We start from the raw sequence: 25,031 nt of genomic DNA on the forward strand, positions 1-25,031 counted from the left end.
TCAGATTGGAGTTAAGGAGAGGAATACGAATGAAAATTCTTCATCATCCGGCTCGCAACGATATCATGCTGTCTACCGTGCTGCATGCGCTGAGCGATCCGATTCGTCTACAGATTGTTTCACAGATCCATAAGCATGGTGAACAGGCCTGCAAAAATTTCGAAGTCTCCATTGCCAAATCCACGTTGTCCCAACACGCGCGAACGTTGCGGGAAGCCGGTGTCACCCGTACACGGGCAGTCGGCACCCAGCGGCTCTTATCTTTGCGAAGCGAAGATTTGAACGAACGCTTTCCGGGACTGCTGGATGCTGTATTAAGAAGCTGCGAGCAGGAAAATCTCGACCCTGCCTCCTTGTAAGATTCCCGCAACAAAAACGCCGGAAAGTTGCGCCGGCGTTTGGCGAAAGATCGATATTTTGGATAAGCAAGTAAACGTTATACGTCCTTCGCGTACTCTTCGCTCGGCGTATTGATCAGCACGACGGACAAGCTCGAACGCGAATCGTCCGCACTGCGATAAGCAAAAGCTTCATGGCCTTCGACCTGCACCAGATCGCCTGCAGCGACTGCCGTTTCCGTGCCGTCCGCGATCATGAATCCGTTACCTTCGAGCACGGTCAGATATACGGTCGCTCCCGGATGGTTATGCGTCGGCAGCTGATGGCCCGGGCCGAAATTCAACACGAATGCGACATGGCCTTCTTTTTTGAATACGATCTTTTTCGTGAACTTATCCTCGCGATATTCCTGAAAGTCGCTTAACGTTTGTTTTTCCATCTATGACTCACTCCTTAACCGAATAGGTTTGATCATAAGGGAATTCCCTCGGGTCTTCTTCATTATAAAAGGCTGAATAAATGCGTTCGTGATTTCAATCACAAAGCACTGCAACTTTCCGAACGCTTTTTGCGTCTGAATGGAAAAAGAAGGGGGCTGCGTCATGTTCAAGTCAAAAGTCTTTTTATCTATATTAGCCTTAGGTCTGACCGCGATTGCCGCAAACGGATCCGCAACCGAAAGTGTCGCGCTAGCTGCTTCCAACGAAAATGTCCCAGCGGCCGCTTCGGTCGATTATGACGAAGTCTTGGCCTTCCAAGTCCGCGTCATCCCCATGCTCGAAGAATTTTTCCAAAATAAACAATATGCTGCTTTAATACCGGCAACCACCGACTACTATTTCAATAATGATCATCCTGAAGGCCCGAAGATCGCATTCGTCACCAAAAAAAGCAACGAACCCAAAATCCGAAATCTTCGCAAAGCGCTGGAGCGCAAATTCGGAACCGACGTCGTGTTCGAATCGTCCAAGTACACCGTTCCCGAACTGGCGGCTTACGCCAAGAAGGTCGAAAAATATCTCCCTACCATTTACGACGGACCTTGGAGCGTCAGCTATTCGATCAACAGCCCCAGAATTTTCGTCGACGCCAACCTGACCAGTCGCCAAATCTATCTTCTTCTCCAAAAATTCGATGCCGACCGCTTAAATATCCAACTCAATTTCCACCCCGCCCTTACCTAAACCCAAAAAGGCTGCCAATCGGCAGCCTTTAGTCTTGAACCTCTTACCTACTAAAACCCAGCACTTGAAGTGCGACGACGGACTAGCGGAGGGAGAAATTCAGGTCAAGACGCCTTTGAACTCGGAAAACCACTCCCTGAATTCGCCCACAACTTTCCGAGTGAGACAGCGTCTTTACCGAATTTCTCCCGCAGCGCCACCCAAGCACCAACCCTTCAAGACTGCTGCAAATCCACAAACCCTTTTCCAAACACGTCTTGCAAATTATGAATCGTCAAAAACGCATCCCGGTCCGTCGCTCTCACGATATTTTTCAACATCGCCAGCTCTTTTTTGCTCACGACCACATACAAAATATCCACCGAACTCTGCGTATAATACCCCTGGCCGTTCACGACCGTAACCCCGCGATCCATCAGCGCATTCACTTGTCTGGCGATCTCGTCCTTGTGCTTGGAGATAATCGTCACCGACTTTTGCGGATTCAGTCCGGTCGTCACCAGATCGATGATCTTCGTCGCGACCACCAGCATAATGATCGTGAACATCAGCTTTTCCGCCCCGATAATGAAGTACGAGCAAGCCGCCACCAGCACATCGCAAACGAGCAGCGCATAGCTGATATTCCAGCCCCAGAACTTGTTCATCAGTCGGGCGATAATAACCGTTCCTGCTGTGGTCCCGTCTCTGCGGATGATCAGTCCGATACCGAATCCGATCATGGCGCCGCCGAAGATCGCGTTGACCATCAGATCGTTCGACGCAACTTGCCAACCTTCCGTCATATGCAGGAAAAGAGAATGCAGCGCGACAGCGAGCAGGGTGTAGACGACCGTCTTTTTCGGTAAGAGCCGATAGCCGATCGCGAGCAGCGCCATATTGATGATCAGGCTGCTCCAACCGGGCGACCATTGGAATAAATAATATAAAATGATCGTAACGCCGACCACGCCGCCTTCACCCAGTTCATGCGGGATGACGAATACGTTAATGCCCAATGCGAAAGCGAAGGCGCCAATCGCAACGATCAGTAGATCCAAGCTTGTCTTTTTCACCCCGAACTCCTTCTTTCCGCCGTCTTTTCACGTCCCGTTCGATATGCCTTCATTTAAGCACGGGACTTCGAAACTTCTCAAGAACTTGGACTACCAAGACACCATGCTAACCGTTTAGCTGACTAAAGGCCAAGAGACCGGAAAGGGTGAAAAAAACCTACTTGACAGATATGTGTTATACTAAATAAAAAAGGTACGACAAAGGAGACGCTCTTCTATGCAATTTATCGGTCAAAAGGTAGAACATGCGAGTTACGGACAAGGCCAGATCGTTCATCAAGAGGACCAACGCATTGAAGTTAAATTTGCCAGCGAGGCAGAAACGCGCAAATTTATGTACCCTGACGCTTTCGAGAAATTTTTGAACATGAACGATCCGAAATTGCAAACGCAGGTCGAACAAGACGTGCAGCGCATGCATGAAGGACGCCGCGAAGAACGAGAAGAAACCGAGCGCAAATGGGTAGAAGCCAAAGAAGCCGAAGCCGCCGCCAAAAAAGCGAAAAAAGCTCCCGTTCGTAAAAAATCGGTCGCGAAACAAGCTTAAGAACTTTCCGCTTCATGAATATGTTTGTAAAAAAAAGAAACTCCCTCGCTTTCAAGCGAAGGGAGTTTTTAGATTGCGACAAAAAACTGTGCGTAACGTCTCGTTCGTCATGGATGTTCAATCGACTTGTGCTTTGGTAAGCCCAAAATAGTCAGCAGCAGCGCGATCGAGAAAAGCAGGATGCCCAATACCCGAAATCCTCCACTATTGAACGATCCGCTCATGACAAGCCCGGTCAACAACGAAGAGAAGACCGTGCCCAAATAACGAAACGCGTTGAACAATCCGGATGCGACGCCGATGACTTCTTTCGGAGCGACGGCGAATAATGCGGCTTGCATGGCAACACCGTTTAACCCGTTCGCTAGGCCGAAGGCGGCCAGAATGAGCAGAATCGTCGCCAAACCGGAATCCGGTTGCAAAACGGCCATGCCTGCTGAGCCAAAGACCATCATAAGCGCCGAAGTACGAAGAATCGGAGCTGCGCCGTGACGACCCACCCAAATTCCGGCCAAAGGCGATACGGCAAGGGAACAAAGACCGAGATTCAGCATCAATATCCCCGTATGCAACTCATTTATGCCGCGTATTTGTTGCAAATAAGACGGAAGTCCGAAAAATACCGCGTAAAAAAGCAGATTAGCCAGCATAAACTCCATATTGACGCGGGTGATCGCCGGATAACGGAGGAATAACCGCAAAGGAATAAACGGCGTGCTGATCCGCAGCTCATATACGGCGAAGATCAGCAGCAACAACAGTCCGATTCCGACGAGAACGATCTTTGCCATCTCGATCCGCCCGTCTTTTTCAATCGAGAGCAGTCCGACGAATAACGTAACTAATCCTGCCGTAAAAAGAAGAATGCCCGGCAGGTCAATCCGGCTCAGCCACTCCCGCAAAGAGGACGCCGAATCGGTGGAACGTTCTTCCGGAATGTTTTTCCACGCCAAGATAAATCCAAGCAGAGCAACAGGAACGTTAACGAAGAAAATAGCCTCCCAGCCCCAGCTTGACGTCAGCAATCCCCCGAAAAAGGGGCCGATCGCCCCAGCTCCCGAGAGAAAGATCGACAGAATCGCGAGCGCGGCAGATTGCTTTTCCACGATATGAACCCGCGCAATCGCCATGCCGACCGCAACCATCATGCTGGTTCCGATCGATTGAACAATGCGCAACGCAATCAACCAGCCGAAGCTTGGATAAAGCGGCGCGAGCAGGGAAGCAATAAAAGCGACCACAAGCCCCGCCAGAAAAATACGTCGTCGCCCGAACAAGTCACTGGCTTTGCCCATCACAGGCTGCGCGACGGCACTCGAAATATAGAACGAGAAAATGATCCAAGATACCGTCGTATAATCCAACCCGAAAGCCTGCTGAATACCGGGAATGGCAACGGCGACCATCGAAGAGTTAAGCGGATTAAGCATGATACCCAATCCGATCGAAATCATCAGCCAACGGCTGCGTATCTGCATATTCATTCCTCCTTACCTGAAGCTTAGTAGATTCCGATCATTTACTCCAACACCTTTTATGCTATGATTTCATAGACTAAAAGGAATGAATCGGAAAATGAATCTGTAGGAGGCGTTCGAGTGGAGCTGTTGCAATTGCAGTATTTTATCGAAGTGGCTCGAACCGAGCATATGACGGAGGCTGCGCATACGCTGCATGTTACGCAATCCTCGCTCAGCAAAACGATCCGGCGGCTGGAAGAGGACGTGGGCGCGCCGCTATTTGATCGGAATAATCGCAGGCTGCGGTTGAACGAATTCGGCATCTTGTTTTTGAAGCGAGCGGAAAAAGCGTTATTTGAGCTGGAGCAGGGGAAGAGAGAGATTCGAGATTTAGCCAACTACGAGCCGGATACGTTGAAGTTGGTCGTCACCGCTGCAAGTACGCTGCCACCGATTTTGGTCGAATTTCGCAAGCAGATGCCGCAGATCCAATTTCATGTCGAACGGCTGACTGCCGGTGAAATGGAAGAACGGTTGCGACGCGGCGAGGCGGATTTCGGATTATCTTCACCACTCGCTGCCAAGGACGGAATCGGCTGTGAAGTCGTGCATATCGATCCGATTGTCGCGGCGCTTCCTTTCGACCATCCGCTAGCAAAGAAGTCGATGCTGTCATTGACCGAACTTCGGGACGAATGGCTGATTGGCGTGAAAAAAGGCTATGGCACGCGTAATCTGATCGACGCCGCGGCGCTTCAATATGGATTTGCGCCGCATTATGTCTACGAGGGCGATGAACCGTCCAGACTGATTGCGCTGGTTGAAGCCGGTATCGGGATCGCGTTCATTCCGGCTACGGCGAAAGAAGAACGAAGCGGAGTCCGATACATCGCCTTGAAAGAAAAAGAATTAAGCCGAGAAATCGCTTTGCTATGGAACACGGAGCGTTATCTTTCGCGCGCGGCGAAGGTATTTCGCGAAGTCGTTCGGGCTCGCTTTTCCGAAAATACTCGTCTTTAAAAACAACCGTGCTGGATGGCTTCCTTGTGTCCGGGTGAACAAACCTGTATAGTAGGTCTTGAAAGAGCCTCTGGAAAAATGAGGTATAAAACTTCCTTTTTTACGGCTACCATTTCCTTTGCGGAAAAGTGGGACGGGGAGAGGAAGGGGCATATTTGCCATGGGAAAAACAACAGATCGGAAAACCGCGTTTCACGAACTTTCCGTCGCGATTAAGGCCTTCATCTTGGAAGAATGCAGCCTGGTCCACATTGAAGGTTCGAACGAAGTGGTAGACGGCGGCGCTTATAAATGGAAGACGTTATCGGAAGAAAGCAAACGAACGCAGCAGCACTTATCCTCCCGATACGTCCAGTTGATCGATTCGATTGTTCAAGAGAATCTGGACGAAGAGTCTTTAGACCGCTTCACATGCAGTCGCGATCGCGTACTGAGCTTGCTGAAGCAGGACTCCGTCGTTTTGCAAGACACGAATGAGAAGGTATACGAAGACATCACGGAAGAACTTAAGCTTCAGGCATGGTTAAGCAAATCGCTTGGATAGAAAAAGACATCCTGCTCCGGATCAAGCCGGGACAGGTTTTTTTGCGTTCGGAAAAGTTGATTGTTCCTTATACTTGACCACACAGTCAATAACTGATACACTCTGTGCATGAGCAGACCAAGAGAATTCGACGCCGACCTTGCGCTTCGCCAGTGCATGGAGGTATTCTGGACGAAAGGATTTCATGCGACGTCCTATGAAGACCTGACTCGCACCACGCAGGTGAAGAAGCAGAGTTTGTACGGCGTGTTTAAGAACAAGCGAGAGTTATTTTTAAAGTCATTGGTGTTATATCGGGAAGAAAACTTGTCTATTTTGGAAAAACGGATCGCGAATGAAACATCGCCGGTCCGCCAACTGGAAGCGATCTGCGAAACAGCCTTATATGCGGATGACGAGGCCCGAATTCGCGGTTGTCTGATCATCAATACGTCATTGGAGTTTGGAAGTGCGGACGAGGACATCAATCGGGAAATCATGCAGATGATGCAGCGCACCGAGGCGATGATCGAACATGCGATTCGGGGCGGGCAAGCGGAAGGCACGATTACTTCGCGCTTGGGCAGCCGTGAACTGGCCCTCCATCTGAGCAATGCAATCAACGGAGCGAAGATGATGGAGAAATCGGGCGCGCCCCGCGAAGAGATTCTCGGCGTTCTGCGGACCTCGATTGCCTTAATCCAAGCTTAGATGCTGAAGAGCAAAGGCTTATCACTCTCAAGCTTGAAATACCGGCTTATCGAAGCAGATACGCCGGTTGCTTTTTAGTGTTTAGTTGACCGCGTAGTCAAGAATAAATGGGTATTTGAATAAGGGGGTGAGGCTCGGGGCGCAATATGCTTTTGCACAGTGCGATTTTTCGACGATAATCAGACGGTATTCATATATTTAATATTTAAATTTTCATACACATATTATTTAGGAGGCTATTTTCCATGACTGATTCGCAATCCGTAAAATCTGTTCAATCCCTGTTCCAACCGTTCCAAGTAGGCAATCTCACGCTATCTAACCGAGTGGTAATGGCACCGATGACGCGCCAATTCTCGCCTGAAGGCGTGCCGGGAGACAATGTCGCTGCCTATTACCGCCGCAGAGCGGAGAACGGCGTCGGCCTGATCGTGACGGAAGGAACGGTGATCAACCACCCGGACGCGTCCAATCAGCAAAACGTACCACATATTCACGGCGAAGCTGCGCTTGCAGGCTGGAAAAACGTCGTATCCGAAGTTCATGCCGCAGGCGGCAAGATCATTCCGCAAATTTGGCATATGGGCGCTCGCGGTCAGGTTGGCGATTATACGGAAGCGGAAGTGGCCGACATCGTACAGCAGTTTGCACATTCGGCCGCGGCGGCCAAAGAAATCGGCTTCGACGGCGTTGAACTGCACGGGGCGCACGAGTATCTGATCGATCAATTTTTCTGGGGCAAAACCAACCCGCGTACCGATCGTTACGGCGGCGATATGGTGGAACGTACACGATTCGCTGTTGAAGTAATCGAAGCGGTTCGCGCCGCGGTCGGACCGGAATTCCCAATCGTGTTCCGTTTCTCCCAATGGAAAGGCAGCGATTACAGCGCGAAGCTTGCTGAGACGCCGGAAGAATTGGAACAATTCCTGAAGCCGCTGAGCGAAGCGGGCGTTGACGTCTTCCATTGCTCCACGCGCCGCTTCTGGCAACCGGAGTTCGAAGGTTCGGCCCTGAACCTCGCGGGCTGGACGAAAAAGCTGACCGGCAAACCGACGATTACTGTCGGCTCGGTAGGGCTGGACGGCGAATTCATGACCTTGTTCAAAGAAGGCAAAGGCGCAGAAGTGAGCGGAATCGAGGATCTGTTGGAGCGTCTTGAGCAAAACGAGTTCGATCTGGTCGCGATCGGCCGCGCATTGATCGCCGATCCGGCTTGGGCGGATAAAGTACAGCAAGGGCGTCAGGATGAACTAGTGGCGTTCTCGCCGGCGGCATTGCAAGAGCTTTATTGAGGACAGGCGAGCAAAGGCTGGAATTATTCGTAAAGGGCATCTAAACTAAAGGCTGATCCGAAGTCATGATCTAAAATGGCTTCGGATCAGCCTTTTTCTGAGAAAAAAGATTTCTCCACGTGCGATTATTGCAAATGAGCAAGAATTTAAGGCGTTAGGTAGCAGAATGAGCGATATTGATGCGTATAAGCAACAATTTGAGCCCGATTTAGAGAAAAAGGCCCTGATTCGCCAAAATTATTGCTTTTTAGCAAGAATGCAAACGCATCAGCCTTCATTTTATGAAATTGTTGCTTAGTTGCAACAATAGCTATATAGGGATGTAAGACGGACCGAACATAGATCGGGTGGTGCGTAGGATCAGTTAGCCTTCATACACTTCTTTGGCCAGATTGAACGCCGACCACGCACGGGGCCAAAGGACATAAAAGAACAAGGCGTAATGATCTCTGCAATCCCGCGCTGGTCTTTGCCTATCCGCATCCATAAAAGGGGGAAAGCCCGGAACACGAATGTTCCGGGCTTTTTTGCGTATTGAACAGGCGAGATAGCAGAATCAGTCGGTTTCTCAGCCGGATATTTATTTCTTTTTCGAACGGCGAACTCTACAATCAAGGTACATCCAACAAAGCCTGTCACTTGAAATGAGAACGCTTACCAAAGGCTTGACTAAGTTAAAGGTAAGGTTACTAGGGCGTGTACGCAAACTTAACGACGTGCATCTTTAGCCGCCTTTTCGCCCTCTGCTTTGTCAGTGCCCCTTGACGTGCCCCGGCACGCCTTCGGAACCCTTCCTTGCCGAGAACGAAAATTCGCCTAAATCTGCCTTCTTCGAAGTTTGCGTACACGCCCTAAAACCTTTGATAACAGACAAGGAGTGAGAAAATGATCGATTTACAATCAGCAACCCGGATTCGCCTGAACGGAAGTTGGAACTATGCATTGGACCCGGAAGACATTGGAGAAACGAAAGAATGGTACGAGCACGGGCTGCCCCAGTCCAAGGAATCGCCGCAAACATTGAGCCTTCCAGGAACGCTGACTTCTAACGGAATCGGTACGCCTTATACATGGAACGGAGAAATGGACAAGGAAGCGATTCGTTCGCTTCGGCAACGGCATTCGTATGTCGGAGCGGCCTGGTATGAAATCGAAGTCGACGTTCCCTCGGACTGGCAGGGCAAAGGCTTCGGCGTTTTTCTGGAGCGTGTAATGTTCCGATCTTCGCTCTGGGTAAACGGAAATTTCGCAGGAAGCTACGACAGTTTATCGGTTCCGCATGAATACCAAGCCGACGCGCTGATTCGGGCGGGGCAAAAAAATCGACTCACGTTGCGGATCGACAATCGGGACGTGCAGCGTATCGGCAACTATCCAAGCGCCTACACCGACGAGACGCAGACGATCTGGAACGGTGCCGCGGGACGGATGGAGCTGCAGGCTTATGAGCAAGTGAGGATTACGGATGTGCACATTTTCCCGCATGACGATCTTCGTACGGTGACGGTGACCGGAGTGTGTCGCAACGATACGGATGCGGAACTGCAAGCGTTCATCGACCTGTCCGCGCATATTCTGGGTATGGATACCGATACAGTTTCGCTAAATGATTCTCTGTCTGCACCGTCGAACCAACAAAATCAGCAGCAAGAACGTCTTGTTCTTTCTCCGCAATCGCAGAAGACGTTTAGCTGGAACTACGATGTGGGACCGAATCCGCTGCTGTGGGACGAATTTCAGCCTAATCGATATGCGCTTAAGCTGGAACTGCGAGCGGATACGGAAGTCGGCGAAACACACTCCTCCAACCAAGCTTTTTACGCAGAGGCGGTTCAACCTTTCGCCCTTCGACGTTTTTTGACGGACGGAAGAAAACTCACGATCAACGGCCGACCTGTTTTCTTGCGCGGTACGCTGGAATGTTGCATTTTCCCATTAACGGGTTATCCGCCGACGGAACTTGAAGATTGGCTGAAATTGATGAATACGGTCAAAAACTACGGTCTGAACCATATACGTTTCCATTCCTGGTGTCCGCCTGAAGCGGCCTTCGAGGCAGCGGATCGGTTGGGGATTTATCTGCAAGTAGAAGGCCCGGCGTGGATGGATACCTGGAACACGCCTGTCGGTGCGCATCCCGAGCATTATACGTATCTGCCGGAGGAAGCGCATCGGATTGCGAAGGCCTATGGTAACCATCCGTCGTTCTGCATTTTTAGCAACGGCAATGAATTGAACGGTGATTTCGAGCTGTTGCACCGGATTGCGGAAGAGTTGCGAACATCGGACAACCGTCATTTGTATACGTTGACGACGAACTGGGACAGACAGCCTGATCCGGCGGAAGATTTGTTCTGTACGCAATCCGTCGACGGGGTGGGGATTCGCGGACAATTTTACCCCGATGAGCTGGCGGACGGAACGACGCTGGATTTCAAGGAATCGGTCGCGAAGCGGGATATGCCTGTGGTGGCGCACGAAGTGGGGCAATATACGGTGTACCCTGACGTTGACACGATTGCGGATTATTCCGGCGCGCTGCGCGCAGTCAACCTGGAAGCGATCCGGGGAGATCTGGAGAAACACGGATTGTCGGGCGACGTGCGGAAATTCGTGCAAAGCTCGGGGATGCTGTCGCTGCGATTGTACCGCGACGAGATCGAAGCCGCGCTGCGGACACCGGAGTTCGGCGGATTCCAACTGCTTGACCTGCACGATTTTCCGGGGCAAAGTACGGCGACGATCGGTATTCTGGATGCTTTTTGGCAGTCGAAAGGTCTGATCGAACCCGAACAATTCCGAGCGTTCTGCGGACCGACTGTTCTGCTGCTACGGATGCCGAAGCGCGTGTATACGGCGAGGGAACCCTTTGAAGCAGAGATCGAAATCGCTCATTTTGGAGAAAAGGAACTGTCGCCTTCGCGCCTTCAATGGTCGATTACGGACTTGGCCGGACATGTGTTGGATCACGGAGAGTTGCATACGGAGCAGATCGGCTTCGGTTCGGGAATCCCGCTGGGAACGCTGCAATCCGATGCGTTGAACCAGATTGCGCAAAGCGCCGAGCTGCGTGTGACGATTGAGCTGCCGGACATCCAGATTCGTAATGAATGGTCGATCTGGGCCTATGCGCAGCCTCAGCTTGGAGTAACTGATAAGACTATTGAAGCTTCCGAATCCAACATTACGATTACGAATGATTGGAACGAAGAGACTCGACAAACGCTGGAAAGCGGCGGCTCCGTCCTCTTCCTCGCTCACGCTGCCGAGTTGACGCATGCGGTTCCCGGCAAGTTCACGCCCGTATTTTGGAGTCCGGTTCATTTTGAGACGGATAATCCGTGCGGGATTTGGGTGAATCATGAGCACGAAGCTCTGGCTGGCTTTCCGACGGCAAGCTATGCGGAGCATCAGTGGAAAGACCTGCTGGATCGTTCGGTGTCGCTGATCGCGCCCAAGGAACTGCCTTTTGAGCCGATCGTTCAAGTTATTCCGAACTTTTTCCATAACCGAAAAATGACCAATCTCATCGAATATCGCATAGGCCAAGGTAAACTGTTGATCTGCGGAATGGATATCGACAGCGATTTGGAGCAACGTCCGGCGGCTGCGCAGCTTCGGCGTAGTCTGCTCACGTATATGGATAGCGAGCGCTTTACGCCGAAGGCGGAGCTTGAGGTTACGCAACTTCAAGAGCTATTGCGGAAAAAGTAAATCTATGTGAAAAATTGCGAAAAAGAGCCCAGGACTAGATTCTTTGGGCTCTTTGCGATGGTTGAGTGTGCCGCAAATTCGTGCTTAAAGCTCATACAAATAACGAAACACATCGGCCATCTGCTCATCCGTCTCCCGAAAATCGTTTTGCACCCACATGAAGATGATATTAGCCAGACCGCCTACCCGGTACGTCAATTCATAGCTGCGATAATCCGAATTCCGATCCAGCTTATATACGTCCACGAATAAAGTCGCGAAATACCGGCTGAAAATATCGGAGAAGATCCCGAACAGATTGGCTTTGACCAAATTCTTCATCAACAACTCGTAATGGCGCAGATAGGAGAAAAAGACTTTGGAGTCCTCCAGTACTTTCAACTCGGTAAAGTCCGGAATCCGGTGCAGGAAGTCCCGAAAGACCCGTTCCGTATACGCAGCCAGCACGTCCTCCTTGGATTCGAAGTTTCGGTAAAAGGACATCCGCGATACCCCCGCCTTACGGGTTAATTCAACCACCGTAATTTTGTCCAAACTTTCCGTCTCCATGAGTAAAAGCAAAGACTGCGCGATCGATTCCCGAACCACTTCATTTTCTGTCATGAACAAATTCCCCCTGTTTGTATCACTTTGCTTGCTGCGCATTGAAGCCTCAACCGGCTCATGTTACGATCAATGCGCGATAGTGTTACAAATGTAACAGGCATCGACTCCTACTTCAAATCGCAAAAGGAGAGAACGGGTTTTGAATATGAAAAAAGAACGATTAAACCAAATGTTAAGCCGCCAATCTTCGCAGGAAGAAGCTTTTGCATTTTTCGATGAATTAGACACGGTAGAACCGTATGACATGTGGGGGATATGGAAAGGCGAGGAGTTGGCGACAGGGCATTCCTTCGAAGGACTGCTCACCGCTTCGGGATGGTACGGCAAAGAGTTTCGTAACGCCGAGCATGTCGACCCTCTGGTATTCGAGAAAAAGAATGGAGAGTTATATAAAGTCAATCCGCTGCTGATCCCGCTTAATCTGCCTTTTGACAAAATTCCAAAGCGGCTCATCCGGCCTGCCATGACATTAATTCGACCGATCATCAAAACGAAGAAAAGTGCAGCGCGGCTGCGAAAAGTGGAATATCGGGGCAAGCTCACTGCGTCGATGGTTTATGATAAAAAAGACATCATTGACGTGTTCCGCAAAGTCGATCCGGATACGCTGCTCGGCATCATGGACATCAAAAGCATGGATACGGACGACACTTACTTTTTCGTCTTGAATCGGGTAAACGGAAGGGGAACATTCGTATGAGTGAGCGAATCGCGATCGTAACGGGCTCGGCCTCCGGTATCGGACGAGAACTGGCGAAGCAGTTGGAATCGGGACGATTGAAGGGACAACTGGACGAAGTCTGGATCGTGGATAAAAATCGAGCGGGTCTGGAATCGCTGCAAGCCGAGCTGCCGATTCAAGCACGGTTGCTGGAGATGGACTTAAGCGAACGCAGCTCCATTCAGCAACTGACTGAGTTATTGCGCGAACGTCAGCCTGACGTTCGTCTGCTGGCCAACTGCGCGGGTTACGGAAAATTCGCACGGATCGGCGAAGTGCCCGCGGAGCAGGAGTTGGGCATGATCCGACTCAACTGCGAAGCGCTGACAGCCGTGACGACGGCTACGCTCCCTTATATGCAAGCAGGCGGTAGGATCATCAATATCGCGTCGTCGGCGGCCCATTTTCCTATTCCGGGCTTCGGGATCTATTCGGCCACCAAGTCGTATGTGTTATACTTCAGCCGAATTCTGGGCAAAGAGCTGAAGTCGCGCGGAATTGGAGTGACCGTGCTATGTCCAGGCCCCGTGGATACCGGATTTTTTGAAGTGGCGGAGTCGCATGGCGGATTTAATATCATGCAGAAGCTGCCTCGGACGACGCCGCAGGATGAGGCCAAGCACGCGCTGCGCTCCAGTGAACAGGGGAAAGCAGTTGCGACGCTTGGCGCTGTGGCGACCGTAGCGAGACTATGCGGCAGGCTGTTTCCGCAAGCTTTGATGATGAACGCATTCTGGAAATTGAAGTGAGCGCATCCCCCTACAAAGAGCCTATAATGGGAATAACGGATCAGAGCGTAGATATCCGTTAACCGGGGCTCTTTTTTGCGTTCGGATCCATCATGAAAAAATTTTAATGCTCCCTTCAGAGCGGTTTTATTCGATTATTATAAAGTTGGAAGAGGAGCTGACGCCTATGCGCATTTTGGTCATTGAAGATGAAGAGGCATTGTCCGACTTCATCGTGCTGGAGCTTCGGCATGAAGGGTATGAAGCCGTGCCTGCCTATGAGGGCAGAGAAGGTCTGGAGCAGGCGCTCGGGGAAGAGTGGGATTTGGTTCTGCTGGACCTGATGCTGCCCGGCTTGAACGGAATCGAGGTGTGCAGACGGCTGAAAGCGGCCAAGGATACGCCGGTGATCATGATTACCGCGAGAGACAGCGTGATGGATCGCGTAGCGGGACTCGATAGCGGCGCCGACGACTATATGCCGAAGCCGTTCGCGATCGAGGAGTTGCTGGCGCGTATCCGAGTGATTCGCAGACGGCAGGAGAAGTCGCAGAGTCCCGCGCCGATGTCGCTGACGTTCAAAGACCTTGAATTGAATATCGAATCGCGCATGCTGCGCAAGGACGATCAATGGATTGAACTGACGAAGAAGGAATACGAGCTATTGTTCATTTTTATGAAGAATATCAATCGGGTTCTGCCCCGCGATCTGCTTCTGGAGCGAATCTGGGGACATGATGTGGGGATCGAGACGAATGTGGTGGACGTGTATGTCCGGCATGTGCGCAACAAGCTGGACACTCGCGGCGGGGACATCGAAGCGTATATCCAAACAGTCCGGGGGATTGGATACGTGATGCGGCATGAGAAAGATTAAGCTGCCGGTGTGGAAAACGCTCAATATCAAGTGGAAGCTGACGTTATGGTCGGCTTTTCATCTGATTTTGCTTTTTTTCTTCTACAATCTGCTTCAGTTCTCGATCTTGCAAGGATGGGTGCATAACCATGAGAAAGATATCATTCGTAAAAACATGGAAGAAGCCGTCGTCTACTTGCACAGCATTGAAGCTTCCGGGAAAGTGACGGACAGCCGATATTACCTGAACGTGCTGAACGAGCGGCATCAGTTGATCCGAATCGTGAACGAACGGAATGTGCCGATTGTCACGGTGACGAATAAGGTAGACAAGGACTGGGTCGCTCCGCGGTATGCCGACATGGAGCCCGAGGAACAGACTTCGCCTCTCGGGGATACGCTGCTCGTTTACCGCCAGCCGATCGATTTCGGTTCCGAACGCTTCACCGTCGAAATCGTGCGCAACATGGAAAATTTCGAAAGCTTGATCACGCTGATTACCAGTCTGCTTGTCGCGACCGGATTGATCTCGATTGTGCTCAGTCTGATCGGCGGGCGGATGATTGCGTATCAATTGCTGAATCCGATCAACGCGATGATTCGAACCATGAAGGGAATACGGGAAAAAGGACTTAAGGAACGCGTCCAGATTCGTAATCCGCAGGATGAACTGACTGAGTTGTCCACCATGTTTAACGAGCTGATGGACAGTTTATCGAAGTCGTTCGATCAACAGCAGCAGTTTATCGAGGACGCTTCGCACGAGCTGAAGACGCCGCTGGCGATCATCCACGGTCATCTGTCGCTGATCAAGCGCTGGGGCAAAGATGATCCGGAAGTTTTGGAGCGCTCGATTCAGCTCAGTTTGAACGAGACGAACCGGCTGATTCATATGGTATCGGAGCTGCTAATCCTGACCCGAGCCGACGGTGCGGACGCTTCCGTATACGGACCGCCGGGGCCGATCAAGATCAGGCCGGCCGTCGAGGAGATCGTCGAAAATTTCCAGACGCTGAACCCGGAGTTTCGTATCTCGGCCCGGCTTGAGCTTACAGGAGATTTTATGTTGCCGGTTCGTAAAAGCCATCTTCAACAGCTGTTGATTATCTTATTCGACAATGCGATCAAGCATGCCAGGGAAAGCAAAGAAATTCGCGTCGCCGCAGAAGCGGAAAACGAAGTCGTCAAGCTCTCGGTCAAAGACTACGGCGCGGGAATTCCGCAAGAGGACCTGCCGCTCGTGACCAACCGATTCTATCGGGTCGATAAGGCCCGCAGCCGCAAAGAAGGCGGAAACGGTCTGGGGTTATCGATTGCCAAACGGTTGCTGGATGATTACGGCGGACGTCTGGAGATCGATAGCGTCTATGGAGAGTGGACGGAGGTCACGATCCATTTTCCGCTAACGCAAGCCGCATCGGAATCCCCTATAAAGGAGTGAGCCCATGATTCAATCGACCAACGTTAAGCTGCATCAGTCGATATTACAGGCGTTAAATGCCCGTAACGAAGTGACGGCGAACAATATTGCCAACGCGGATACGCCGCATTATAAAAGAAAAACGGTCGTCTTCGAGGATGAGCTCCGCAAAGCGATCGAAGGCGGACGCAGCGAGCTGGAACTCAAAACGAATAACGCCCGCCATATGACGATCCGTTCGACGACCGGCGATGCAGCCGTTCCTTTCCGGATCGTCGAAGACAAAGGCGCCAAAATGAACAACAATAACAACAGCGTCGATATCGACGTGGAAATGGCGACGCTGTCGGAAACTCAACTGATGTACAACTACACGGCCGACCGGGTCAGCGGACATTACAAGAAATATAAAGAAATGCTTCAGGGTTTAAAATAAAAAAAGCCGAATCTGCAAACTGAAAATGCTGTCGAAAAGCCTTTGTTTTGGCGCTGCGGCAGCTTTTTCAAACGATTCAGGGCTTAGTAAAATCATATATTTATTTTTTATATTTTTTAGGAGGCTTGTATTCCTCGTTTCGATAGGGTATAGTGACGTTAAGAAAGCCCTGACCCAAACTTACATGTTGCAGAGGGTTGTTATAGAATTAGCGAATAACCTTGTGCAATATGTGATTTTTAATTTTATCGGATGCTTTTTCTGAATAAATGAGGTCATGTAAATTTAATTTTTGGAGGTACCTCACATGCAAACAGGTACAGTTAAATGGTTTAACGCAGACAAAGGTTTTGGTTTCATCGAAGTTGAAGGCGGCAACGACGTGTTCGTTCACTTCTCCGCTATTCAAGGCGACGGTTTCAAAACTCTTGACGAAGGCCAACGCGTAGAATTCAACGTAGTTGAAGGCGCTCGTGGACCACAAGCTGAGAACGTTGTAAAGCTGTAATACTTTTTTAAGCAAAAGAAGCCGTACGCTGAATAAGCGTACGACTTCTTTTTTTATTTCGAGCATGCCGGTACGTGTATTACCGAGGTCGACTGATTGCAGCCGTGCAGGCGGAACGTTAACGGATCACCTGATTTCGCTGAAGGAGCCCCCACAATTGCTTCGAAATCTCTTCCGGCGGCTGAGACATATCAAAGCTGAATTGAGAGAATTGGTCGATGCCTACGCGACATTGACCGACGAGAAGAAGATCACGGAGCAAATGATGCTCTTCACGCCCGACGTCGATTTTAAAGTGTATATGGGCGGGCAGCTCGTATCCGATGTGAAAGGCATTGTGCAGCTGGAAAAAGAGTTCAACGGCCGCGTCTCGCTGGTCAAGCGATATTTGACCTTGAACGGACAGCATTCGGTGAGCATGGAAGGGGATGTCCCGTCCGGCGTCGTCTTTTCCCAGATCAAGATGCTGCGCGAGCAGGATGGGCAAGAAGTGCTTACCGATTACAGCGTGAAATATACGGACACTTATGTGCGCGGAAACGGAACATGGCGCATTCAATCCCGCGCATCCGATTATCTGTTTATCGAATCCCGAGTGCTGCAAGCCTGATTCGTTTATCGAAAACTTCGATCCGAAGAAGATGGAAGTTCTTATCCTCAAGTTGAACAGGCAAGGGACTCCGAAGCTGTTGACGACACGGTCTTCATGTTGAAAAGAAGGGTACAGGATGGCTGCGCGGGCAGATCCTGTACCTTTTTTTTACGCGCATGAAGAGAGAATTAGGCAACAAACGAGTAGGAACAGGATAACCGCGCTGTTCGTTTTGCATCCATAATAAAGTATCGATGTTAAATCAGTACGTGTAGATGTACTTCGAAAAGTAGAGGTTACGCCGTGCTCGTACACAGTCCGGAAGGAGGAATGCATCATTAAGGATTTACGGACAGATCCAGAACTTCGCTCAAATCGAATGTTTCTAGCGATCCTGGCTTTGCTGCTTGCTTTCGCCTCGATCTCGACGGATCTTTATCTCGCGGTTATGCCTCTAATGGGTCAAGAATTATCTGCCGATTCAGGCATGATGGAATGGACGGTCTCGGCTTATCTGCTTGGATTCAGCCTGGGGCAACTGTTCTGGGGAGCCCTTAGCGACCGGCTTGGCAGAAGGCTTCCGTTGGCCGCCGGATTATTGCTGTTCATTATCGGCTCCGCCGGATGCGGATTCTCGGAAAGCGTGGGACAATTGATCGCTTGGCGGGTACTTCAGGCCGTAGGAGCAAGTTCGGGCGTCGTTTTGGCTCGGGCGATGATTCGGGATCGCTATGACCGAACGCAAGCAGCCCGAGTCTTATCGACGTTGACAGCGATCATGGCTATTGCGCCGCTTCTGGGACCGATATTGGGCACGCAAATTGCCAATCTGGCTTCATGGCGCGGAATCTTCGGTGTTCTCGTCTTGATCGGAATCTTGACTCTAACGGCGCTCCCTTTCTACGTACCGGAGACGTTGGCTCCGAAGCTGCGAACGCGTTCGTCCGGGCGGGAAATCGCGATGCAATATGTACGTCTGCTGCGAAACCGAAAGCTGCTGGCGTACGCGCTAGCTCTGGCTTTAATCAGCGGCGGGATGTTCGCTTATGTAGCCGGTTCGCCGTTCGTTTATATCACGTATTACGGCCTGCCGTCGGCAGCGTACGGTCTATTGTTCGCAGCCGGAGCGGCCGGAATCATGGGCATGAACATGCTGAATGCCAGATTGGTCGGACGTTACGGAGCAGATCGATTGCTGCGGATTGGATCGGTTGCCGCTGCTTTGTTCGGGGTCTTGGCTGCTTGTGTTGGACTGACGGAGATCGGAGGGCTGCCGTTGACTGCCTTCGTACTCTTTCTATTCGCCTCGACCAATGGATTAATCGCCGCCAATGCCATATCCAGTGCATTGTCCGGCGTAAAAGAGTATGTAGGCTCGGCTTCGGCGTTATTGGGCTGCGCGCAGTACGGCGGAGGAATGATCGGTTCGGCTTTGCTGGGAGCTTTTTCGAACGGAACGCCTGCTCCTCTGGGCATCCTGGTATTCGCCTCCGGGTTGGGTTGTTCGGCGGCTGTATTGTGGGGGCGTCAGACTGCGGATCTTACTTGAAGAAAATGAAAGCAAGGCTATTACGAATAAAGAGTTGAATGCGCCCGAATTCCTATCCCCGAGGAATTTGGGTTCTTTTTTAGTTGACGCAGTCAAATTTAATCGATATACTTCTTTTATATTTGACTGAGTCAAGTTCATGTATCGTAAAACAGGAGGAATCGAGTATGAGCTTAGAAACATCCATGATTGCAGATATTCGTCGATTCAGCCGTTTTTACACGAGAGTATTGGGGCTGTTGGATTCGCGCCTGTTAAGCAGTGAATTTTCGCTATCCGAGGTGCGGGTGCTGTACGAGATCGGAACAACGCCGGATTGCACGGCCAAGATGCTGATCGACTGGCTGAATATTGATGCGGGATACTTGAGTCGGATCATGAAGAAGTTCGAGAAATCAGGTCTGGCGTACCGCGTGCAGTCGGAGGAGGACGGTCGTTCTTACCTGCTGCATTTATCGGAAAAAGGGAAAGAAACGCTGGAGAGAATGAACGGGTTGTCCAGTGAATATGTTCGCCAGTTAATCAGCGGATTATCAGAAAAAAGTCAAACCGAGTTATCCGCCAGCATGAAAATCATCGAGCGAACGTTGTCCGAAGATCGCGAGCCGCCGGACATCGAGATCCGGACCGATATTCGTCCCGGCGATATCGGCATGCTGATTCATCTGCACGGCTGGATTTACGCGCAGGAATGCGGCTACAACCATATTTTCGAATCGTATGTCTGCCGTACTTTTTACGAATGGATGGAGCATTACGACCCGGAACAGGACCGAATTTGGCTAGCCGAAGCAGACGGACGGGTTGTGGGAAGCATTGCGGTTATTGGAAAAGGCGAAGGGAAAGCGCAGCTCAGATGGTTCATTCTGCATCCGGATTACCGGGGAGCGGGTCTGGGCAAGCAACTGTTCGAACAAGCGATGGCGTATGGACGGGAAAAAGGGCTGCGGCAGATCTTTTTGGAAACGACGGATGATCAGAAGACGGCGATCCGCATGTATGAAAAGAACGGATTCCGGAAAACGGCGGAGCATGTGAATGAAGCGTGGGGGGTTCATCATGTGGAGCAGACGTATACGTTGGAGTGTGGGCAGGAGCGTTAACACTCCTAAGTGCGTCGAGAAAGTTACGTTGGCGGGGGAAATGAGAAGACTCCGAGAAAAATCCGTTCAAGCCGCTGTCTCACCCGGAAAGTGGAATTGGATTTGAATAAGGAATCTTTCCGGGTTCAAAGGCGTCTTTCACTGAATTTTCCTCTCCGTCTTCTCATTTCCAGCTACGTTGAGCTTTCATAATGCGTTGAGGAGCGTTAACGCTCCTCTTTTTGATGTATAGTAAAAGAATGGATGTATGCTCATTTATTTCTTTATACTTGTGTATCAAAGGAGGAGCTTATGTTATTGAAAGAGCTGAAAGAAACGATGTTGATTCCTGATCGTGAAATGATGTTGAATCGTCTGGTGAGTATCAATGATGCTGATGTGTTGCTGGTTTCGATTACGTCGGAGAACGGGCTTAATAAATTGTGGACGCTGCGTCAAATTCCGGACTGGATGTATGAAGAAAACTCGGATTACCAGCCTGAAGAGAAACGCACTCATCGCCAGCGCATGCAGGGAACTTTACAAGACAGGGTGGCTTTCGGCGATCAGGAAGATACAATCTCCAAGATGATCATTCAAGGACAGCTCATGACGTTCGGTGCATCGCAGTCGACGTTCTGTACGGAACAGGATCATGAAGCGTATATGAAATTGCAGCATTTTGTTGAAAAAGGAATGAAGCTGGCAAGTTTTGCGGACGTCAGCGTGGATCGTTTGTTTTTGACTTTTTACGAGCAAACCGATTCCGAGCCTTTTCCCGATCTGGATTTGGAAAAGGAATTGGATATTACGTTGAAGTTCAATAGCACGTCTCGTACAGTCGCCGTACGTACGGAGCCGATCGTGCTGGAATTCGGAGATGCGGCAAATGACGTCCAGCAGTCCTTTTACGATCCCGTTACCCGAAAAAACCGGATTTTCTCGATCAAAGCTTTGAGACGCGAAGACGTTTGGGCGCAAGCCGAAGCCAATTTTGCAAAGCCGACTCCGCAGAGTTCGACGGAAGAGGAATGGCAGCAGTTCAAGGAACAATATCTGGGCGGGCTTGAGTTGGCTTGTCCCAAACATCAGGATCTGGCTGTTGTCGACTATGAATCGGAAGACAATCTACGATTGCAGTTCTATTCCAAAGATTATTTGGATGCCAAGCCTAAAGGTATGACTAATGCTGATACAGCCGGGAAGTTGCTCTTCTCCGTATTTTATTCATCGGAAAGCCAGCCGGACGATAACGGCGTCAAGCTTCGAACAACCTCGATCGGCCTCGTGGACAAAACGTTTGACGGAAGTCTGGTTGTGGAACTGGTGCATTATGACCTGGAGTTGCCTGAGAAAGTGATAAAAATTTGATTAAACTCAATTATTTATACATCAGGACAATAGACGTTTCTTGAGAAAAAGGTCATGAAGTTTGTTCGACGGAAGACTTGCGCAGCAGCGCGAGGCTGGGCGAAGCACTGACACAACCCCAGCCTCGCTATACACCATAACGATCCTTGATCCGCCGAATATCCGCACGCGGCGGGCTGCCGAACAATCGCGAATATTCCCGGCTGAATTGCGATTGGCTTTCGTAGCCGACGCGAAACGCGATACCTGCAATATCCGTCGACTCCGTCAGCAGCAGACGTCTGGCTTCCTGAAGTCGCAGTTGTTTTTGAAACTGAATCGGGCTCATCGCGGTCACTTCCTTGAACTGCCGATGCAGCGACGACACGCCGAGGTTTGCAAGTCGGGCCAGCTCTTCGACGGGAAGCGCCTGATCGTAGTTCGCCAAAATATGCTCGATAACCGTACGGACCCGCCGCGTACTGCCTTCTTCTACAGCTAACTGCTTCAGGGAATCGCCGTGCGGACCTTGAAGTACCCAGTACAACAGTTCTTTTTTGAAAAGAGGAGCCAGAACGGGAATATGCTGCGGTTGATCCAATAAGGAACCGAGCCGAACCGCCGCATCCAGTAAAGTCTCTTCTGCATCGCCTACGAACATGGCCCGCTTGGCTTTTTTATCGCGTGTCGGCTTAAGGTTCGCGTCATTCATGACATCCAACACTTCGGCGGGGGTAAATTCCACCTTGAACGCCAGATACGGACAGTCGGCCGAAGCTTCAATGATCTGTCCGGTAACCGGAAGCTCGACAGAAGAAACGACACAATGGCCCGCTCCATAGAGAAAACGCTGCTCTCCCAGCCACACTTCCTTTTCACCCTGGATAATTAGGCAAAAAGCAATTTCGCTGACCCGGACCACGGGCTCGCTGACCTCCGACTCCCGAACCAAAAACAACGACGGGATTCTTGTAGGATGAACCCCGTCCGTTTGCGTGTGTTTCCGGATCAATTTGTCTAATTTTCGTAAACCTATGGACATTTCTGCAGAGACTTCATCTATCGTTTGGCTCATCGTAATTGCTCCTTTGTCGAAACACTTTTAAACTGTAATCGTAAATCCATTTTATCCGATGTTGGACGTTAGAAAAAGAGAGTTGAGAGTTTTGGGCAAAAATCGGGCAGGAATACGAATAGGGATTGCCGAATGCTTGTGACATAATCGGAATCGTGACGAACCAATTCGCGTCAAAACCAAAGGTCTTCATAAGGAGGATAACGAAATGGAATACGTAAAACTGGGTCATACCGGGCTTGACGTTTCGAAATTTTGTCTGGGCTGCATGGGGTTCGGCGATCCGAAAAAATGGCTTCATTCCTGGGTGCTGAACGAGGAGGAGAGCCGTCCGGTTATTCGGAAAGCGCTGGAGCTGGGCATTAACTTTTTCGATACGGCCAATGTGTATTCGATAGGGGCCAGCGAGGAGATTCTGGGACGGGCGATCAAGGATTATGCCAATCGCGATGAGGTGGTACTGGCGACAAAGCTTCATGGCCGCATGCACGAAGGGCCGAACGGCGCAGGACTGTCGCGCAAAGCGATCTTGAGCGAAATCGATAACAGCCTGAAGCGGCTCGGCACGGATTACGTGGATCTGTATATCATTCACCGCTGGGATTACAATACGCCGATCGAAGAGACGATGGAGGCGCTGCACGATGTCGTGAAGTCCGGAAAAGCCAGATATATCGGGGCTTCCGCGATGTACGCCTGGCAGTTTCAGAAGGCGCTCTATACCGCGGATAAGCACGGCTGGACGAAATTCGTATCCATGCAGAACCATTTGAACCTGATTTATCGCGAAGAGGAACGGGAGATGCTGCCGCTGTGCCGGGCGGAAGGGATCGGCGTGACTCCGTACAGCCCGCTCGCTTCCGGCAGATTGACGCGGGACGTGTCGGAGAAAACGGAACGCTCGGAGAGCGATCAGGTGCAGAAGTCCAAATACGACGGAACGGCGGATGCCGATCGGGTCATTATCGAACGCGTGGCGGAACTGGCGAATCGATACGCGGTGCCACGTACGCATGTCGCGCTCGCCTGGCTGCTGCACAAAGAACCCGTTACGGCTCCGATCATCGGCGCGACGAAGATTGCTCATCTGGATAACGCGCTCGGAGCGCTCGACTTAAAGCTCAGTACAGAAGATATAGCTTGGTTGGAGGAACCTTACGCGCCGCATCCGATCGTGGGGCATAGCTAAACACTTGTACAAATCGGGATCGGCGTCGGAGGAACTTTGCTGGCGGATCGCTAAAATATACGTAAAAGGCTTCAGCGTACCTCTGCGTACGCTGAAGCCTTTTTGCATGCCCATCATTCGTAATAAATCGCCTCATACGGAAAATCCAGCTTGTTCAGTCTATAATCCGTGGGAGACATGGACATATATTGCCGGAATACTTTGCCGAAGTAGCTGGGGCTCTCGAAGCCGCATTTTTGTCCGATGACGGAAATAGGCAGCTCGGTCGTTCGCAGCAGGGTCAACGCCGCTTCGATCCGTCGATCCTTGAGATAAGCGAGCGGAGACGTCTGTTCGGAACGCTGGAAAAGGCGGCATAAATAATGCTTGTTGATCTCGCAATGCTGCGCCAACATATCCAACGTGATCGGCGCGGCATAATTTTCCCGAACGTATTGTTTACATTTCTCGATTGCATTCACGGACAGTTCGCCAATATCCTTCTCCGCGTCGCGGCTGCTCTGCACCAGCGTAAGCAGCCATTGATACACCTGTACGGACAGCCGATACCGATCCGTCACCTTTTCCTGATTAATTAGCCGGATGATATTCCACAATTCTTGGATTAAAGGCGAATCGGCGCTGCGGGAAATGACATGCCCTTCCTTTTCGATAACCAGGTTCCAGATCCGGCTCGCTTCCTCTCCCCGAATGTTGATCCATACGAACTCCCACGGTTGCTCGTTCTCTTCTTGATAGTAATAACAATGCTCGTCGTCGACCTTTACCAGGAGCGCATGTCCTTTGGGCAATGAAAGGGTCTGACCGCCGATATCCAAATATCCCTGACCGCTCAACGTATATTGAAAAACAACATGTCCCGAATCCGGTCTCGCGTCGCTCGAACAACGGTATTTGGGATGAGAGACGTTCTGCCAGCCTACGGAGTCGACCGTCATAATCGAAGCGTCGTCGTTACGAAAAGCATAAGAAACCGTATGATACATCGCTTCGTCTCCTTTTCGAAAAGTCAATTTTGTTATAGCGGAAGTCACGTTTTTTAGATTGTGCCTCTATTTTAGCACTTGTAGA

Annotated in this window: 26 protein-coding genes; 20 read left to right on the plus strand and 6 right to left on the minus strand. The window is 50.6% G+C overall.

What is annotated here, in order from left to right:
- Positions 1–29: 29 nt before the first annotated feature.
- Complete coding sequence (locus SACSAC_RS16210) at positions 30–359, plus strand: ArsR/SmtB family transcription factor (protein ID WP_037288224.1); 330 nt, start codon at positions 30–32, stop codon at positions 357–359.
- Between the two features lie 77 nt (positions 360–436).
- On the opposite strand, the gene SACSAC_RS16215 is transcribed toward SACSAC_RS16210, so the two are convergent.
- The gene (locus SACSAC_RS16215; RefSeq protein WP_037288227.1) at positions 437–778 is read right to left on the minus strand and encodes a cupin domain-containing protein; all 342 of its coding nucleotides are present in this window, start codon (positions 776–778) and stop codon (positions 437–439) included.
- Between the two features lie 163 nt (positions 779–941).
- Here SACSAC_RS16215 and SACSAC_RS16220 point away from each other — a divergent pair, with 163 nt between their 5' ends.
- On the plus strand, positions 942–1,523 hold the full coding sequence (locus SACSAC_RS16220; RefSeq protein WP_037288229.1) for a hypothetical protein: 582 nt from the start codon (positions 942–944) through the stop codon (positions 1,521–1,523).
- Positions 1,524–1,738: 215 nt separating this feature from the next.
- Here SACSAC_RS16220 and SACSAC_RS16225 read toward each other — a convergent pair whose 3' ends face one another.
- Complete coding sequence (locus tag SACSAC_RS16225) at positions 1,739–2,578, minus strand: YitT family protein (protein WP_037288232.1); 840 nt, start codon at positions 2,576–2,578, stop codon at positions 1,739–1,741.
- 217 nt (positions 2,579–2,795) lie between these two features.
- On the opposite strand from SACSAC_RS16225, the gene SACSAC_RS16230 reads away from it, so the two are divergent.
- Entirely contained in the window at positions 2,796–3,125 is a 330-nt protein-coding gene (locus SACSAC_RS16230) for a hypothetical protein (RefSeq protein ID WP_037288235.1), read from the plus strand.
- 107 nt (positions 3,126–3,232) lie between these two features.
- On the opposite strand, the gene SACSAC_RS16235 is transcribed toward SACSAC_RS16230, so the two are convergent.
- Positions 3,233–4,603: an MFS transporter gene (locus SACSAC_RS16235; protein WP_037288238.1), complete on the minus strand. Its 1,371-nt coding sequence runs from the start codon at positions 4,601–4,603 to the stop codon at positions 3,233–3,235.
- 120 nt (positions 4,604–4,723) lie between these two features.
- Here SACSAC_RS16235 and SACSAC_RS16240 point away from each other — a divergent pair, with 120 nt between their 5' ends.
- The 6 genes from SACSAC_RS16240 to SACSAC_RS16260 all read left to right on the plus strand — a co-directional run bounded on the left by SACSAC_RS16240 (position 4,724) and on the right by SACSAC_RS16260 (position 11,848).
- Positions 4,724–5,605 (plus strand): LysR family transcriptional regulator, encoded by an 882-nt coding sequence (locus SACSAC_RS16240; RefSeq protein ID WP_037288240.1) that lies wholly within the window; start codon positions 4,724–4,726, stop codon positions 5,603–5,605.
- A 160-nt stretch (positions 5,606–5,765) separates the two neighbouring features.
- Entirely contained in the window at positions 5,766–6,149 is a 384-nt protein-coding gene (locus tag SACSAC_RS16245) for a hypothetical protein (RefSeq protein ID WP_037288244.1), read from the plus strand.
- A gap of 108 nt (positions 6,150–6,257) precedes the next feature.
- On the plus strand, positions 6,258–6,839 hold the full coding sequence (locus SACSAC_RS16250) for a TetR/AcrR family transcriptional regulator (RefSeq protein ID WP_037288248.1): 582 nt from the start codon (positions 6,258–6,260) through the stop codon (positions 6,837–6,839).
- A 245-nt stretch (positions 6,840–7,084) separates the two neighbouring features.
- On the plus strand, positions 7,085–8,134 hold the full coding sequence (locus tag SACSAC_RS16255; RefSeq protein ID WP_037288252.1) for an NADH:flavin oxidoreductase: 1,050 nt from the start codon (positions 7,085–7,087) through the stop codon (positions 8,132–8,134).
- 166 nt (positions 8,135–8,300) lie between these two features.
- Positions 8,301–8,432 (plus strand): hypothetical protein, encoded by a 132-nt coding sequence (locus tag SACSAC_RS28680; protein WP_281175781.1) that lies wholly within the window; start codon positions 8,301–8,303, stop codon positions 8,430–8,432.
- A gap of 587 nt (positions 8,433–9,019) precedes the next feature.
- Positions 9,020–11,848: a glycoside hydrolase family 2 gene (locus SACSAC_RS16260; protein ID WP_051507182.1), complete on the plus strand. Its 2,829-nt coding sequence runs from the start codon at positions 9,020–9,022 to the stop codon at positions 11,846–11,848.
- 84 nt (positions 11,849–11,932) lie between these two features.
- On the opposite strand, the gene SACSAC_RS16265 is transcribed toward SACSAC_RS16260, so the two are convergent.
- On the minus strand, positions 11,933–12,451 hold the full coding sequence (locus SACSAC_RS16265; RefSeq protein WP_037288255.1) for a TetR/AcrR family transcriptional regulator: 519 nt from the start codon (positions 12,449–12,451) through the stop codon (positions 11,933–11,935).
- A gap of 148 nt (positions 12,452–12,599) precedes the next feature.
- Here SACSAC_RS16265 and SACSAC_RS16270 point away from each other — a divergent pair, with 148 nt between their 5' ends.
- The 10 genes from SACSAC_RS16270 to SACSAC_RS16315 all read left to right on the plus strand — a co-directional run bounded on the left by SACSAC_RS16270 (position 12,600) and on the right by SACSAC_RS16315 (position 21,717).
- On the plus strand, positions 12,600–13,154 hold the full coding sequence (locus SACSAC_RS16270) for a DUF4334 domain-containing protein (protein WP_051507532.1): 555 nt from the start codon (positions 12,600–12,602) through the stop codon (positions 13,152–13,154).
- Positions 13,151–13,924 (plus strand): SDR family NAD(P)-dependent oxidoreductase, encoded by a 774-nt coding sequence (locus tag SACSAC_RS16275; RefSeq protein ID WP_037288258.1) that lies wholly within the window; start codon positions 13,151–13,153, stop codon positions 13,922–13,924. The genes SACSAC_RS16270 and SACSAC_RS16275 overlap by 4 nt, the downstream gene beginning before the upstream one ends.
- A gap of 166 nt (positions 13,925–14,090) precedes the next feature.
- Entirely contained in the window at positions 14,091–14,780 is a 690-nt protein-coding gene (locus SACSAC_RS16280; RefSeq protein WP_037288262.1) for a response regulator transcription factor, read from the plus strand.
- Positions 14,767–16,200 (plus strand): HAMP domain-containing sensor histidine kinase, encoded by a 1,434-nt coding sequence (locus SACSAC_RS16285; RefSeq protein WP_037288265.1) that lies wholly within the window; start codon positions 14,767–14,769, stop codon positions 16,198–16,200. The genes SACSAC_RS16280 and SACSAC_RS16285 overlap by 14 nt, the downstream gene beginning before the upstream one ends.
- A gap of 4 nt (positions 16,201–16,204) precedes the next feature.
- Positions 16,205–16,615, plus strand: a complete 411-nt coding sequence (gene flgB / locus SACSAC_RS16290; protein ID WP_037288268.1) for a flagellar basal body rod protein FlgB — start codon at positions 16,205–16,207, stop codon at positions 16,613–16,615.
- A gap of 307 nt (positions 16,616–16,922) precedes the next feature.
- Positions 16,923–17,123, plus strand: a complete 201-nt coding sequence (locus SACSAC_RS16295) for a cold-shock protein (protein WP_037288271.1) — start codon at positions 16,923–16,925, stop codon at positions 17,121–17,123.
- 157 nt (positions 17,124–17,280) lie between these two features.
- Positions 17,281–17,733, plus strand: coding sequence for a nuclear transport factor 2 family protein (locus SACSAC_RS16300; RefSeq protein WP_245608652.1), 453 nt, complete (start codon positions 17,281–17,283; stop codon positions 17,731–17,733).
- Positions 17,734–18,094: 361 nt separating this feature from the next.
- Positions 18,095–19,264, plus strand: a complete 1,170-nt coding sequence (locus SACSAC_RS16305; RefSeq protein ID WP_037288274.1) for a multidrug effflux MFS transporter — start codon at positions 18,095–18,097, stop codon at positions 19,262–19,264.
- A gap of 167 nt (positions 19,265–19,431) precedes the next feature.
- On the plus strand, positions 19,432–20,367 hold the full coding sequence (locus SACSAC_RS16310) for a bifunctional helix-turn-helix transcriptional regulator/GNAT family N-acetyltransferase (protein ID WP_037288277.1): 936 nt from the start codon (positions 19,432–19,434) through the stop codon (positions 20,365–20,367).
- Positions 20,368–20,658: 291 nt separating this feature from the next.
- Positions 20,659–21,717 carry a hypothetical protein gene (locus SACSAC_RS16315; protein WP_037288280.1) on the plus strand — a complete coding sequence of 353 codons (1,059 nt, stop codon included), beginning with the start codon at positions 20,659–20,661 and terminating at the stop codon, positions 21,715–21,717.
- Between the two features lie 127 nt (positions 21,718–21,844).
- Here SACSAC_RS16315 and SACSAC_RS16320 read toward each other — a convergent pair whose 3' ends face one another.
- Entirely contained in the window at positions 21,845–22,771 is a 927-nt protein-coding gene (locus SACSAC_RS16320) for an AraC family transcriptional regulator (protein WP_037288283.1), read from the minus strand.
- Positions 22,772–22,979: 208 nt separating this feature from the next.
- On the opposite strand from SACSAC_RS16320, the gene SACSAC_RS16325 reads away from it, so the two are divergent.
- Positions 22,980–23,960 carry an aldo/keto reductase gene (locus tag SACSAC_RS16325; RefSeq protein ID WP_037288286.1) on the plus strand — a complete coding sequence of 327 codons (981 nt, stop codon included), beginning with the start codon at positions 22,980–22,982 and terminating at the stop codon, positions 23,958–23,960.
- Positions 23,961–24,073: 113 nt separating this feature from the next.
- Here SACSAC_RS16325 and SACSAC_RS16330 read toward each other — a convergent pair whose 3' ends face one another.
- Positions 24,074–24,946, minus strand: a complete 873-nt coding sequence (locus tag SACSAC_RS16330) for an AraC family transcriptional regulator (protein WP_037288289.1) — start codon at positions 24,944–24,946, stop codon at positions 24,074–24,076.
- Positions 24,947–25,031: the final 85 nt, after the last annotated feature.

This window comes from Saccharibacillus sacchari DSM 19268, from assembly GCF_000585395.1.
GTDB lineage: Bacteria > Bacillota > Bacilli > Paenibacillales > Paenibacillaceae > Saccharibacillus > Saccharibacillus sacchari.

Coding starts and splice junctions, on each gene's coding strand:
- SACSAC_RS16210 (WP_037288224.1), top strand. CDS start 30: ATGAAAATTCTTCATCATCCGGCTCGCAACGATATCATGCTGTCTACC.
- SACSAC_RS16215 (WP_037288227.1), bottom strand. CDS start 778: ATGGAAAAACAAACGTTAAGCGACTTTCAGGAATATCGCGAGGATAAG.
- SACSAC_RS16220 (WP_037288229.1), top strand. CDS start 942: ATGTTCAAGTCAAAAGTCTTTTTATCTATATTAGCCTTAGGTCTGACC.
- SACSAC_RS16230 (WP_037288235.1), top strand. CDS start 2,796: ATGCAATTTATCGGTCAAAAGGTAGAACATGCGAGTTACGGACAAGGC.
- SACSAC_RS16235 (WP_037288238.1), bottom strand. CDS start 4,603: ATGCAGATACGCAGCCGTTGGCTGATGATTTCGATCGGATTGGGTATC.
- SACSAC_RS16245 (WP_037288244.1), top strand. CDS start 5,766: ATGGGAAAAACAACAGATCGGAAAACCGCGTTTCACGAACTTTCCGTC.
- SACSAC_RS16250 (WP_037288248.1), top strand. CDS start 6,258: ATGAGCAGACCAAGAGAATTCGACGCCGACCTTGCGCTTCGCCAGTGC.
- SACSAC_RS16255 (WP_037288252.1), top strand. CDS start 7,085: ATGACTGATTCGCAATCCGTAAAATCTGTTCAATCCCTGTTCCAACCG.
- SACSAC_RS28680 (WP_281175781.1), top strand. CDS start 8,301: ATGAGCGATATTGATGCGTATAAGCAACAATTTGAGCCCGATTTAGAG.
- SACSAC_RS16260 (WP_051507182.1), top strand. CDS start 9,020: ATGATCGATTTACAATCAGCAACCCGGATTCGCCTGAACGGAAGTTGG.
- SACSAC_RS16265 (WP_037288255.1), bottom strand. CDS start 12,451: ATGACAGAAAATGAAGTGGTTCGGGAATCGATCGCGCAGTCTTTGCTT.
- SACSAC_RS16270 (WP_051507532.1), top strand. CDS start 12,600: ATGAAAAAAGAACGATTAAACCAAATGTTAAGCCGCCAATCTTCGCAG.
- SACSAC_RS16275 (WP_037288258.1), top strand. CDS start 13,151: ATGAGTGAGCGAATCGCGATCGTAACGGGCTCGGCCTCCGGTATCGGA.
- SACSAC_RS16280 (WP_037288262.1), top strand. CDS start 14,091: ATGCGCATTTTGGTCATTGAAGATGAAGAGGCATTGTCCGACTTCATC.
- SACSAC_RS16285 (WP_037288265.1), top strand. CDS start 14,767: ATGAGAAAGATTAAGCTGCCGGTGTGGAAAACGCTCAATATCAAGTGG.
- flgB (WP_037288268.1), top strand. CDS start 16,205: ATGATTCAATCGACCAACGTTAAGCTGCATCAGTCGATATTACAGGCG.
- SACSAC_RS16295 (WP_037288271.1), top strand. CDS start 16,923: ATGCAAACAGGTACAGTTAAATGGTTTAACGCAGACAAAGGTTTTGGT.
- SACSAC_RS16305 (WP_037288274.1), top strand. CDS start 18,095: ATGTTTCTAGCGATCCTGGCTTTGCTGCTTGCTTTCGCCTCGATCTCG.
- SACSAC_RS16310 (WP_037288277.1), top strand. CDS start 19,432: ATGAGCTTAGAAACATCCATGATTGCAGATATTCGTCGATTCAGCCGT.
- SACSAC_RS16315 (WP_037288280.1), top strand. CDS start 20,659: ATGTTATTGAAAGAGCTGAAAGAAACGATGTTGATTCCTGATCGTGAA.
- SACSAC_RS16320 (WP_037288283.1), bottom strand. CDS start 22,771: ATGAGCCAAACGATAGATGAAGTCTCTGCAGAAATGTCCATAGGTTTA.
- SACSAC_RS16325 (WP_037288286.1), top strand. CDS start 22,980: ATGGAATACGTAAAACTGGGTCATACCGGGCTTGACGTTTCGAAATTT.
- SACSAC_RS16330 (WP_037288289.1), bottom strand. CDS start 24,946: ATGTATCATACGGTTTCTTATGCTTTTCGTAACGACGACGCTTCGATT.